Annotated in this window: 9 protein-coding genes; 5 read left to right on the forward strand and 4 right to left on the reverse strand. The window is 40.4% G+C overall.

What is annotated here, in order from left to right; all coding sequences use genetic code 11:
* Positions 1 to 215: 215 nt before the first annotated feature.
* From CA265_19825 to CA265_19845, 5 genes are all read left to right on the forward strand, one after another.
* The gene (locus tag CA265_19825) at positions 216 to 3,398 is read left to right on the forward strand and encodes a SusC/RagA family protein (protein ARS41780.1); all 3,183 of its coding nucleotides are present in this window, start codon (positions 216 to 218) and stop codon (positions 3,396 to 3,398) included.
* A 21-nt stretch (positions 3,399 to 3,419) separates the two neighbouring features.
* Positions 3,420 to 5,216, forward strand: coding sequence for a RagB/SusD family nutrient uptake outer membrane protein (locus tag CA265_19830; protein ARS41781.1), 1,797 nt, complete (start codon positions 3,420 to 3,422; stop codon positions 5,214 to 5,216).
* A 10-nt stretch (positions 5,217 to 5,226) separates the two neighbouring features.
* Positions 5,227 to 6,834 carry a hypothetical protein gene (locus CA265_19835; GenBank protein ARS41782.1) on the forward strand — a complete coding sequence of 536 codons (1,608 nt, stop codon included), beginning with the start codon at positions 5,227 to 5,229 and terminating at the stop codon, positions 6,832 to 6,834.
* Positions 6,835 to 6,914: 80 nt separating this feature from the next.
* Complete coding sequence (locus tag CA265_19840) at positions 6,915 to 7,937, forward strand: pectin esterase (GenBank protein ARS41783.1); 1,023 nt, start codon at positions 6,915 to 6,917, stop codon at positions 7,935 to 7,937.
* 13 nt (positions 7,938 to 7,950) lie between these two features.
* Positions 7,951 to 8,691, forward strand: coding sequence for a GntR family transcriptional regulator (locus CA265_19845; protein ARS41784.1), 741 nt, complete (start codon positions 7,951 to 7,953; stop codon positions 8,689 to 8,691).
* A 191-nt stretch (positions 8,692 to 8,882) separates the two neighbouring features.
* On the opposite strand, the gene CA265_19850 is transcribed toward CA265_19845, so the two are convergent.
* The 4 genes from CA265_19850 to CA265_19865 all read right to left on the reverse strand — a co-directional run bounded on the left by CA265_19850 (position 8,883) and on the right by CA265_19865 (position 13,795).
* Positions 8,883 to 10,508, reverse strand: coding sequence for an NADP-dependent glyceraldehyde-3-phosphate dehydrogenase (locus tag CA265_19850; GenBank protein ID ARS41785.1), 1,626 nt, complete (start codon positions 10,506 to 10,508; stop codon positions 8,883 to 8,885).
* A 114-nt stretch (positions 10,509 to 10,622) separates the two neighbouring features.
* Positions 10,623 to 12,062, reverse strand: a complete 1,440-nt coding sequence (locus tag CA265_19855; protein ID ARS41786.1) for an MFS transporter — start codon at positions 12,060 to 12,062, stop codon at positions 10,623 to 10,625.
* 22 nt (positions 12,063 to 12,084) lie between these two features.
* Positions 12,085 to 12,744, reverse strand: a complete 660-nt coding sequence (locus tag CA265_19860) for a bifunctional 4-hydroxy-2-oxoglutarate aldolase/2-dehydro-3-deoxy-phosphogluconate aldolase (GenBank protein ARS43067.1) — start codon at positions 12,742 to 12,744, stop codon at positions 12,085 to 12,087.
* Positions 12,740 to 13,795 (reverse strand): carbohydrate kinase, encoded by a 1,056-nt coding sequence (locus CA265_19865; GenBank protein ID ARS41787.1) that lies wholly within the window; start codon positions 13,793 to 13,795, stop codon positions 12,740 to 12,742. The genes CA265_19860 and CA265_19865 overlap by 5 nt, the downstream gene beginning before the upstream one ends.
* Between the last annotated feature and the right edge of the window lie 96 nt (positions 13,796 to 13,891).

A 13,891-nucleotide genomic window follows, 5' to 3' on the forward strand; every position in this document is an offset into this window, starting at 1 on the left:
TCACCAATATTAATAAACGTCAAAGTAACGTTTTTGGGAACGTTTGCACACTTTTTTAGTTAAATCTGGTTTCAATTGCTTTTTAGTTTGTAAAATTGTTACACCAACGTAACCAAATATAAACTAACTATAACATCCCGAAATAGAATTATATTCTATATGCAAGCGATTGCAGCATCGTAAAAAACCAAATCGTATCAACTAAATTAATCATTATGAGCAGAGTTTTACTCTTATTTACATTTCTCTCTTTTATTGGATTATCAGTGGCTCAAGCACAAAACAGGCAGCTTACTGGAACCGTGAAAGATAAAAAAGACGGACAGGTCCTGGTTGGCGTGAGTGTTTCTCTTTCCGGCACTAAAAATGGAACCAGTACCGATGCTAATGGAGTTTTCAAGATCAGCATTCCTACAAATGGTTCGGTTTTAACTTTTACCTATATCGGTTATAAAACCAAAAATGTTACGGTAACAAACGAAACGAAACTTTCAGTTACCCTGGATGAAGATGCTAACAATCTTGAAGAGGTGACCGTAAATGTTGGCTACGGCATTGTACGCAAAAAAGATTTAACTGGTGCAGTGGGTTCAGTAAGTGCTGATGTAATTGCTGCAGCGCCGGTTTCTTCTGCATTGGAGGCCATTCAAGGTCGTGTAGCCGGGATTAACATTTCATCATCAGAAGGTTCGCCAGATGCACAGATTAATGTGCGCGTTAGGGGAGGTGGTTCCATTACCGGAGATAACTCGCCATTGTATATTGTTGATGGTTTTCCGGTAGCCTCTATTTCCGATATTGCGCCACAGGATATCGAATCCATAGATCTCTTAAAAGATGCATCATCAACAGCCATTTACGGGGCAAGGGGCGCTAACGGTGTAATATTGGTTACCACAAAAAACAGTAAAGATGGCAAAACGAATATCAGTTATAACGTTTTTGGTGGCACCAGAAAAATAGCGAAGAAACTGGGCGTGTTGTCAGCTTCTGATTATGTGCACTGGCAATATGAGCGTGCGCTTTTAGATGGCTCACTAACAGATTACACTCAATATTTTGGAAATTATCAGGATATAGATCTGTACAATAATGTGGCAGAAAACAACTGGCAGGACCTTGTTTTTGGCCGGACCGGAACAACCTTTAACCAGAATTTAAGCATTACCGGCGGAAGCGACAAAACCAAATACAGCCTGAGCCACAGTTTGGTAAACGACAAGGCCATCATGCAGATGTCTGATTTTAAAAGACAGAACATCAACTTTAAGTTAACGCATAAACTATACAATGCGCTGGCTTTAGATTTTGGTTTCCGCTATTCCGATACCAAAACCAACGGCGGTGGTGCGAACGAACAGAATGAAAAATCATCAGCCGATTCGCGTTTAAAATATGCTATCCTTTACCCATCCTTTCCGGTTCCAGGTCTGACAGCATCAACAGATACTAATGATGAATTTAACTTATATAACCCATTGGTGGCCATTTCGGATAACGATCAGTACGTGCACCGTAAAGCCTATAACATCAACGGAGCAGCAACTTACGAAATCATCGATAACTTAAAACTACGTTCAGAAGTGGGTTACGATGGGCTTAGAAATGATCAGGACCGCTTTTATGGCATTACAACTTACTATGTAAAAAACCTTGCCGATTATCCTAACCTGCCTACACTCAGTTCGATGAACACCACCAGGAATAGTTTTAGGAACACGAATACGCTTAATTATAGCTTCAGTAAAATCCTAGATAAAAACCACAACCTAAATGTTTTATTGGGACAGGAATTTATCAAAACTGAACAGAATATTTTGACTAATGAGGTTCATGGTTTTCCAAAAACATTCACATTCGATCAAACCAGGGTATTAACCACACAAGGTAAGGCTTCTATAATAGACAACAATTTCTCGCCGGATGATAAATTATTTTCGTTTTTCGGCAGGGCAAATTACGATTATAAAGGCAAATACCTGTTAAGTGCTACATTCAGGGCAGATGGTTCTTCTAAATTTTCAAGCGAAAACCACTGGGGTTATTTCCCTTCAGTTTCAGCAGGCTGGAGAATCTCTCAGGAAGATTTTATGAATAGTACAAAATCCTGGTTAACAGATTTAAAACTAAGGGGAAGTTATGGTGCTGCAGGTAACAATAATATCCCTCCAGGGCAGATTACACAATCGTTTCAGAATTCTACCACCACCTGGATAAATGGCTTCAATAACTATTGGGCGGCATCTAAAATCATGGCAAACCCTGATTTAAAATGGGAAACAACGGTGACCAGAAACATCGGACTCGATTTTGCTTTATTTAATTCGAAAGTGACTGGTACAATTGATGCCTACTTAAATAAAACCAAAGACCTCCTGATCTTATTCCCGGTTGGGGGCACTGGTTATGATTCGCAGTACCGTAATCTGGGTCAAACGCAAAACAAAGGTTTAGAATTCTCTGTAAACTGGAACGCGATAAAAGAAAAGAATTTCGATCTATCGGTAAATGCAAACATCAGCTTTAACCGCAACAAGGTAATCTCATTGGGTTCGGTTAAAAACATTAACGGTACTTCGGGATGGGCATCAACAGAAATTGGTGTAGATTATCTGGTAGAAGAAGGTGCATCTATTGGTCGTATTTACGGATATAAGAGTGCTGGCAGATATGAAGTATCTGATTTTACTGGCTACAACGCCACAACCGGCAAATGGACATTAAAGCCAGGTATTGTTGATGCGACTTCATTTGTAGGCACAGTACGTCCGGGTACCATGAAAATAGAAGATATTTCTGGCGATGGAAAGATTGATTTATCCGACCGCTCGATTATCGGTAATACCAACCCATTAAATACCGGTGGTTTCTCGCTTAATTCGAGAATTTACGATTTTGATCTTGGTGCGTATTTTAACTGGAGCTATGGAAATGATGTTTACAATGCAAATAAGATCGAGTATACCTCTACCAGTAAATATGCTTCCAGAAATCTAATTTCGGCCATGGAAAGCGGACAGCGCTGGACAAACTTAAGAGCAGACGGAACAATCAGTAACGACCCTGCCGAATTAACAGCCATGAATGCAAACACCACTTTATGGTCGCCATATACCAAAACTTTCGTATTAAGTGATTGGGCTGTAGAAGATGGTTCGTTTTTGAGGTTATCTACCCTAACACTTGGATATACCCTGCCTGCACAAATATCAAATAAACTGAAAATGAAAAAATTAAGGTTTTATGCTTCTGCTTATAACCTATGGTTATGGACCAATTACAGTGGTTTCGATCCAGAGGTTTCGACCAGACGGAATACACCGCTTACGCCTGGTGTTGACTATTCTGCATACCCAAGAAGTAAATCTTTCGTGTTCGGGCTAAACGTTAATTTTTAGAGACCATTTAATTTTAAGACAATGAAAAGAATTATATATGCGCTATTCATCATTACAGGAATAACATTTGTAAGTAGCTGTAAAAAAACATTAGATGCGCCATCAAAATCCTCGTTGGATGAGTCTGTTATTTTTTCTACCCCTAGCTTAGCCGAGGGTTCGGTAGCGGGCGTACTACAATCATTTGGGGAAACCAATTCGTACAGGGGCCGTTTTTTGGTGTTTTACGGACTTAACAATGATACCGAAGTATACAACACCTTAAAATCGGTTGATGATGACAAGGCAAAACTGTCTAACTACAACTGTAATGTGAACAATGGCCAAATGAACACTACAGATAATGCATGGGCTAAATTTTACGAAGGCATTGAAAGGGCCAACCTGGCGATCAGGGGAATCAGAACCTATGGTAATATAGAAAGCAACCCGGCAATGGCGCAGATCCTAGGCGAAATTTTAACCTTAAGGGCTGTTTTATATAACGACCTGATAAAAGGCTGGGGTGATGTGCCGGCACGTTTTGAGCCCATTACTACTGCGACATCTTATTTGCCAAGAAGCGACAGGGATGTAATTTATAAACAACTGTTAGCCGACTTAAATGAAGCAGCAGGTTACCTGCCATGGCCTGGCGATAATAGCACAACCGCCAAAGTAGAGCGCGTAAACAAAGCTTTCGCAAAAGGCTTAAGGGCGCGTTTGGCATTAGCCGCAGGTGGTTATGCACAGCGCCTGGATGGAACTGTAAAATTAAGTTCCGATCCGGAATTATCACACGATAAAATGTATGCCATTGCCAAAAAAGAATGTCTGGAAATTATTGCAAGCGGTAAATTAAGATTGCTGGGCTTTGAAGAAGTTTTTAGAAAACTAAATGAGGAAACCGGTGCCGCAGGTTTAGAATCGATGTGGGAAATTCCGTTTAGCGATGGCCGTGGCCGTGTAATTTTTGATCTTGGTGTACGTCACATCAAAACAGACCAGTACACGGGTCAGAACAAGGGTGGAACAGATGGACCAAACCCGATTATGTTGTATGAATATGAAAATGAGGATGTACGCAGAGATGTAACAGTTGTACCTTACGAATGGGATGGCGGCGATGGCACTAAAGGTGCAGCGCAGGTACCATCGGCTTTAGGCCGTTTATACTTTGGCAAATACCGTTACGAGTGGATGAAAAGAAGGGTAACCGCTACTAACGATGATGGATTAAACTGGATGTATATGCGTTATGCTGATGTAGTTTTAATGGCTGCAGAGGCGGTTAACGATATCGACGGTCCAGCTGCTGCAGCCCCATATTTAAAAATGATCCGCGATAGGGCCTACCCTACAGCCCCTGCCAAGGTTACGACTTTTATGGCTACAGCTACAGCATCCAAAGCTGCATTTTTCGACGCTGTTGTAAACGAAAGAGCATTGGAATTTACAGGGGAAATGCTTAGGAAAGGTGACCTAATCCGCTGGAATTTACTGGGCACAAAACTGGCTGAAGCCAAAACTAAATTACAGCAACTGGAAAACAGGCAGGGTAAGTATGCGGCTTTACCGGCTAAAATTTATTACAGAACCGCAGCCAATGGCGAAACTGTAGAAATTTATGGATTAAAATTCGGTGATACCGATGCACAGGGCCTTGCTCTAGGATATACCTCCAATAAAGCCTGGACAATGGTTACCGCTGGAGAAGCTGTTTCTTACTGGAATGCCCTTTACACCAAAGACCCCAACCTGCAGCAATATTGGCCAATATGGCAGGTATTTTTAGATTCATCTAACGGAATGTTAAATAATAAGCCCTTAAACTTGTAAACCCGAGGTTATGAAAAAGATTAATAAATATGCATACACCTTCTTACTGATGGCAACAGTTTGTTTATCGGCATGTAAAGAAAATAACTTAGAAGAAATTACTAAGTTAGAGGTCGACAGGGTTTTTTCGAGCCCGGGTTTAACGGCAACCATAGTAAATAAAACCGGAGTTAAATTAACCTGGAACGCTGTACCTAATGCCACCTCTTATACCATCGAAGTATATGATAATGCGGATTTTACCGGCACCCCGGTAAAATCGATTACCAGCATTACTGCGGCACAATTACCCTATACCGTAACCGGATTAATGGGTAATACACAATATGCCATTAGGGTAAAAGGAGTTGCACAGGGTGTTGCAGACTCCAAATGGGTTAGCATTTCTGTGAAAACAGAACCCGAGCAGATTTTTCAGGATATATTACCTGCTAAACTAACTTCAAGAACCGTTACTTTAAACTGGCCGGCTGGCGAGAATGCCACCACGATAACCATTAATCCAGGCAATATTACACGGCCTGTTACAGCAGCAGAAGTTCTTGCTGGCGGGTTAACATTAACAGGCCTAAGCCCAAAAGTAACCTATACTGTAACTTTACTTTTAGGCACATCAATTAGAGGAACAAAAACCTTTACTACTCCGGCTGAATTGCCTACCGGAGCGGATGTTGTAGTTTTAGCGGCAACAGATGATCTGGCAGCAATGATCCAGGCGGCTACAAAAAGCACAAGGTTTGTAATTCTGGAAGGAACAAAATATAACGCTGATGTTGCTTTTACATTACCAGCTGGAATAGACATTAGTATAATTGGTGAAGTTGCAGCGGTGAAACCAGTTATTTCGTTTACACAGGTTATTTTACCTAGCACTGGAGGTAAGCTACATTTCGAAAATGTGGACTTAACAGCTTATGCAAAAGGCGATGAAACATTGGCACCATCAACCAGACGCCAATATATCATTAATCAAAGTCTCGCTTCTACTATGGATGAAGTTTCTTTCGAAAATTGTAACATTCGTCATTTTGTTAACTCACCACTTCGTATTCAAGGTACCAATGCAATTACAATTAATAAAGTTATCGTAAACAATTGCATTATTGATAACATTAGCGTGGCAGATGCCGGTCCGGGAGTTGGTAACTATGCTTTTATTAATTCAAATGTGGCTACCGGTAAAATCAATAATATTACCTTAACCAATAATACTTTTTCAAATATCGGCTTTGGTTTGCTTTTGCATAATAAGGCGCCATCACTTACAGTAACGATAGAGAATAATACATTTTACAATGTAGTTGGCGATGGCAGGTATTTTATCGATTATGATACGCAAACGATTTCAAGTGGGTTCTCGTTCAAGAATAATATAATTGCTAAAACATTGTCACCAGCAGCAACTGCCAGGGGCATCAGATCTGCTACAGCACCAACAGTGGCAAATAATTACCAAACTTCTGATGTGACATTTACTGCAAATCCGGTTCCTGGCATTACTGCTTATACAGGGGTTAGCACAGCATTATTAACAGCTCCAACAACTAAGAACTTCAAAATAAAGGACGACGGTTATGTTGGAAAATCTACATCTGGCGATCCTAGATGGAGATTGTAATTTTATGAATTGATTTTTAAGGCAGAACTCGTTTCTGCCTTTTTTTGTTGAAATTTATACGAAAGAATTATTGTAATCAAATGGTGAAATCAACCATAGTCTGTATAGCCGCTACCTTGCTTTTATATCTTGGCATTTGCTCAAAAGTTTTTGCCCAGGATCCTAAATACCCATCGATGATAATCGTTGCACAAGATGGCAGCGGAAATTACAAAACCATCCAGGAGGCTATCAATTCAGTGAGGGATTTAGGCGAAAAAGAGGTTAAAATTCAGGTTAAAAACGGCACATACAAAGAGAAGCTGATTATTCCATCATGGAAAATTAAGATCTCCATTATCGGAGAAAAGGCCGAAAATACCATCATTACCTTCGATGATTATTCGGGGAAGCCAAACCCGATGGGTAAAGATATTTTTGGCCTTCCCAAATTCAGCACCTATACTTCATTCACCGTATTGGTTCAGGGCAACGATATCCACCTCGAAAACTTAACCATTATCAATTCAGCTGGGCGTGTCGGACAAGCTGTTGCCTTACATGTAGAAGGTGATCGTTTTGTAGCCAAAAACTGTAGGCTTCTGGGCAATCAGGATACCCTTTATGCCGGAATCGAAAATAGCCGCCAATACTATCATGACTGTTATATCGAAGGCACAACCGATTTTATTTTCGGTAAAGCAACAGTGGTGTTTCAAAATTGTACCATCAAAAGTTTAAGCGATTCTTATGTTACCGCAGCCTCCACTTCAGCGCAGCAAAAATTCGGATTTGTTTTTATAAATTGTAAACTCATTGCAGATCCGGCCGTAACAAAAGCTTATCTCGGCAGGCCCTGGCGCCCTTATGCAAAAACGGTATTCATGGCCTGCGATCTGGGGAAACATATTTTACCCGAAGGCTGGAATCCATGGAAAGGCGATCTCATGTTCCCAAATAAGGAACTGACCGTTTTTTATGCAGAATATAAAAATAAGGGAGATGGCGCCTCGCCCAAAACGAGATTGCCCTGGACAAAACAGCTAACAGATAAAGAAGCAAAAACCTACACTTTAAAAAATATACTTGGCGGAGCGGATCAATGGAATCCCCCGCAGTTATAGATCAATAAAAAATATGAAAACGAATTTCTTTAAAATTTTAGCTGCCGGAACATTGGTTGTATTACTGTCTTTTACCCTCATCCAAAAGAAAACTAAACTCTACATTATTGGCGATTCTACTGCCGCCAACAAGGAAGAAAAGGCCTACCCCGAAACGGGCTGGGGGATGGCACTACAATCTTATTTTAAAACCGATGTTGCGGTTGATAACCGGGCCTTAAACGGCAGGAGTACAAAATCGTTCAGGGCAGAAAAACGCTGGGACCCGATATTGGCCCAGTTAAATCCTGGCGATTATGTTTTTATCGAATTTGGTCACAACGATGAGAAAGTTGACAAACCAACAGTTGGTGTATCCTTAGCTGATTTCAAAATCAATCTGGTTAATTATGTAAATGAGACCAGAAGCAAAAAAGCCTTCCCGGTTTTACTTACACCAATTTCGCGCAGGAGTTTTAAAAATGGCGTATTAATCGATTCGCATGGCGATTATCCACGGATTACCCGTCAGGTAGCCGATTCGTTAAATGTTCCTTTAATTGATATGCTGGTAAAAACAGAAAGTTTGTTAAACCGCCTGGGCGAGGAGCCATCTATTAAGTTATTTAACCATGTTGATTCGGGCAATGTGAATTACCCAAATGGCAAAAAAGACAATACACATTTAAGCCTGGAGGGAGCCAAACAGGTAGCGGGTTTGGTGGTGAAGGGGATAAAGGAATTAAAGTTGAGTTTGGTGAAGAGTTTGAAGTAAAATATGGTGGGTATCGTCCTCGTTTGCAACGAGGATGTATGAGAATAGCGATTATATCGCCTACAATACCCGGCATTACAAATGCGTCCCTCAGTAATCCTCGTTACAAACGAGGACTATAACACATGATAAAAAGCCGCAAATTCAGAGATTTTAATCTGCGAATCTGCGGCTTAGTTTCTATAATTTAATTAGAAAATATACTTCGTACTTAAGAAGTTCGAATCATCTCCTTTAACAATTTCATTCAATAACTTTTTATTATCGTCAGTAAATTTGGTGGCCACCAAAGAACGGATCGAGAACGAACGCAAGGCATCCACTACAGAAAGTGTTCCTTCCGCACTGTCTTTACGGCCCGTAAAAGGGAAAGCATCTGGTCCGCGTTGGCACTGGCAGTTGATGTTAACACGACTTACCTGGTTAACCAAAGGATCAATCAATGAAGAAATTACCGCCGCATTATTACTAAAAATACTCACTTGCTGGCCGTGTGGCGAACCGATTAAATATTCAATAGGCTCTTCCAGATCATCAAATGGAACAACAGGAACAATCGGACCAAACTGCTCTTCGCGGTATAGTTTCATATTGCTGTTTACCGGATACATAATGGCTGGATAAACAAAAGTTTCTAAGGTTTGCCCGCCATTTTTGTTGATCACTTTAGCGCCGTGCGAAACCGCATCATCAATACATTCCTTTAAATATTCAGGTTTATTCAGCTCAGGCAGCGGTGTCAGGTTTACACCTTTTTCCCAAGGCATACCAAACTTCAGTTTTTCTACTTCAGCAGATAAACGTTTTAAAAACTCCTGCGCTAGACTGCGGTGAACATAAACGATTTTAATCGCGGTACAACGCTGACCATTAAAAGAAAGTGAGCCCAATACGGTTTCAGAAACCGCCAGATCAAGATCTGCATCCTTAGTGATGATCGCCGCATTTTTGGCATCTAAACCTAAAATTGCCCTTAAACGGTTTACTTTAGGGTGCAGTTTTTTCAGTTCGTTGGCTACCTTACTTGAGCCGATTAAGGTAAGCACATTAATTTTTCCTGATTTCATTAAGCCGGGAACGATGGTATTGCCACGACCATAAATCGTATTTACAACGCCCTTAGGGAAACTGGAACGGAAAGCCTCTAATAAAGGGTAGTGCAATAAAGTACCGTGTTTAGGTGGTTTGAATAAAAGCGTATTGCCCATAATCAAAGCCGGGATAAGCGTTGTAAAAGTCTCGTTTAACGGATAGTTGAACGGCCCCATACAAAGCACCACGCCTAGCGGAGAACGGCGTACCTGAGCCACAATACCCTGCTCTATTTCGAAACGTGATGATTGTCTGTCGATATCTTTCAGCGCATCGATAGTTGCATAGATATATTCCACTGTACGGTCGAATTCTTTTACCGAATCGGCATACGATTTACCGATCTCCCACATAATTAATTTCGCAACAATTTCCTTTTGCTCAATCATTTTATGGGTGAAGTTTTCTACGCAGGTAATCCGATCGGCAACACTCATGGTTGGCCATTGCCCGCGACCATTATCATAAGCGGCTACGGCTGCATCTAAAGCTTCTGTCGACTCTTTCTCTGTGCAAACAGGGAAACTACCAATACGCTTTCGTTTTAAGCCTTCAGGGGTTTTTACGCATACCGGAGAAAACACTTCATTAAATGGTCCATTCCATGGTTTCATTTCTCCATTGGAAAGAAACTCCTTTTGATTGATTTCTTCCGTGAGCCTAAATTCATCTGGAATCTGGCTCTCTTCAACGAAAATACTTTCGAGGTTTAGCGATGTACTCAATTTAGTTTGTTTGTTAGGGTTAAATTAATGTTAAGTCTATAGTTTAAGTATAGATTTATTGTTGTAAAAAAGCTGAAGATCAGGATTGGTTATCCCTATGCCTCAGCTTTCAAATTATTTTAGTTCGATAACTTTATATTTTGGTACTAAGGTTTTCATTACTGTCCAGCCGATAAGGTAACATACCGCACAGATGGAGAAAATAATAAAATAACCTGCTTCTTCACCTTTAAAGCCCATAAAAACAATCTCGTTTTTGCCAGTATAATCAAACAATAAACCTGATCCTTTATTGATAATGAAAGAGCCTAATCCACCTGCCATACCGCCAATACCGGTAATAGTAGCAATCGCCTTTTTAGGGAACATATCGCCTACGGTTGAAAATATATTGGCCGACCACGCCTGGTGAGCCGCACCTGCAATACCGATAATAATTACCGGAATCCAATAGGTAATGTGTCCCAAAGGTTGCGCTGCCAAGGCTAAAAGCGGAAAAAATGCGAAAATCAACATGGCTTTCATTCTGCCTTCGTATGGGTTCATACCTTTTTTATCAACGAAATAGGTTGGTAACCATCCCCCAATAATAGATAGCAAGGTAATCATATAAAGCACAAATAAAGGGAGCGCACTTTGCGTAGAATCCATGCCATAAACCGATTTTAAGTAAGCCGGGGTCCAGAATAAAAAGAACCACCAAACGCCATCGGTCATAAATTTACCAAAAGCAAAAGCCCAGGTTTGTTTGTATTTAAAACAGTCGATAAATGAAACTTTTTCTTTGGTTTCTTCTACGTAATCAGCCAGTTTACGATCGTTGATCACATCCTGCTGAATATAAGCCAATTCCTCAGGGCTAACCCTTTTATGTAATTCTGGCTTGTTGTACACAAAAATCCATAAGCCCATCCATACAAAACCGAGTGCGCCGATAATAATGAAAGCCATTTCCCATCCATAAGCTTTTGCAATAAAAGGAATGGTAATTGGTGCAGCTAGTGCGCCAACAGTAGCACCTGCATTGAAAATACTGGTTGCAAATGCCCTGTCCTTTTTAGGGAAGTATTCGGCAGTAGCTTTAATTGCAGCCGGAAAATTTCCTGCTTCTCCAACAGCCAATACAAAACGGGCAAAAATAAATAAGGTAACACTTACCGAAACAATTAATCCGGTATCGTTCACGCGGGCAATTACATCTTTAGCACCCTCAAATCCTACAAACCAGTTTCCATTGATGATCCCGGCAGTGGCAATCCCACAAAAAGCATGTAAACAGGCCCCAACAGACCAAACGCCTATCGCCCATAAAAATCCTTTTTTGGTATCCATTTTATCAACAAAACGACCTGCAAAAAGCATCGAGATGGCGTAGAAAATAGAGAACAAGGCTGTAATATTTCCATAATCATTATTATCCCAATGAAATTCTGGTTTAATAAAATCTGTCCAGGTTAAAGAAAGTACCTGTCTATCTAAATAATTTATGGTCGTAGCTAGAAATAACAGCAAACATATGGTCCATCTGTATTTGCTTGTTTTGGGTTGGTTCATTTGGTTAGGGTGTGTTAAATTTTTATTTGCTTTGCTGAATCAGGTCAAGCGCTAATTTTGTATTGTCGAATAACTCTTCGTAAAGACCTTTGCTCATCACGTCTTTACTGATTAATTTGCTGCCCATACCAACGGCACAAACACCAGATTTAAACCAGGTTTTTAAATTATCGGCATTAATTTCTACACCACCGGTTGGCATAAACAGCTGTCCGGCGAAAAGATCTTTAATGGATGAAATAAATTCAGGGCCTAAAATATTAGCAGGGAAAATTTTGATCAGCATGGCTTTGTGCTCTTGCGCAACACTGATTTCAGTCGGCGTCATACAGCCCGGGATCCAAAGCATCCCGATTTTGTTGGCAATTTCGGCTACTGCCGGATTTACGATCGGCGCCACGATGAAATCTGTTCCAGCCTCAATAAAAGCATTTGCATCTGCAGGCGTTTTAATGGTTCCAATACCTAAATAAAGATCAGGCATTTCTGCATCGCGGATTTCTTTTAACTTTTTAAAGTTCGGCAGTGCTGATTTACCACGGTTGGTGTATTCGAAAACACGAACACCGGCTTTATACAAAGTGCGTAATATTTCTACACTACCCGATTCGCTATCCTGGTAAAAAAGGGGTAACATGCCCTGCTCTAAAATGGCATCTAAAATTTTGTGCTTGTTGCTAATCATTGCGTATAATTCTTTTTTCTATATCGGCTACTGTACTGGTTGTCGCATCGCTTGGAATATATAATTTATCGTATGCTGCTGCGGTGGCAAAATTTAAGGTTTCTTTGGCCGATAACTGGTTATAAAAACCGTAAATCAGACCGGCCATAAAACAATCGCCACTGCCCACTTTATCTAAAATTTCTTCTGAAACATATTCTTCTGAAACCGTTAATTCATCAGCGGTATAAATAGCAGTGTAATACCTGATACCTTTGCCATGATCGAATCTGAAGGTATTTGCAACCGCTTTACATGCCGGAAACAAACTTAATATTTCTTTAGAAGTATCGGTTGCCTGTTGCAGTAACGTTTCCTTTGCATAACCCTCGGTTGGTATTAAATCTTCGTGAAGTGCAGTACCCAACATTTTGTTCGCCGCCCACACATTACCCATAATCAGCGTACAATATTGAGCCAGTTGTGGTAAAACATCAATCGGGTCTTTACCATATTTCCAAAGCTTGGCACGATAGTTTAAATCGAGCGAAATGGTAATATTTTTCGCACTGGCTACTTTTAATGCCTCTAAACAAACATCGGCAATAGATTGATTGATTGCCGGGCATATGGCACTAAAATGAAACCAGCTCACACCTTCAAAAACTTCATCCCAGTTAATTTGTCCAACCTTCAAATCAGCGTAAGCCGAATTTGCCCTATCGTAAATTACACCAGCATTTTTAAGGTCTTTCCCTTTCGGAAGATAGTATAAACCTAAACGCTCGCCGTGATAAACCATGGGCGTGGTATCAATGTTCCTTGCATCCAGATAATCTACAATTTCACGTGTTACCGAATTATCAGGCACAGCCGATAAGTAAGTTGAAGGAACATTCCAAAGTGCCAGTGCCGTTGCTACATTCAGCTCTGCACCACCAACATAAAATGGTAGTTTATTTTCTTTTAACCATTGCCCATCCATATCCGGACAGATGCGTAAAAGTATTTCACCAAAGCTTAAAACTTTTTCTCCTTTTTTTGATGAAGCGAATATTTGGGTGCTCATTTTTGTGTATCATCGGCGTGTTTCATGCTGTTCTCTGCAACGGTATGAAAATGGAAGGAAAACGATTGAAATGATTTATTTCCAACGAAATACCTC

This window comes from Sphingobacteriaceae bacterium GW460-11-11-14-LB5, from assembly GCA_002151545.1.
Taxonomy (GTDB): domain Bacteria; phylum Bacteroidota; class Bacteroidia; order Sphingobacteriales; family Sphingobacteriaceae; genus Pedobacter.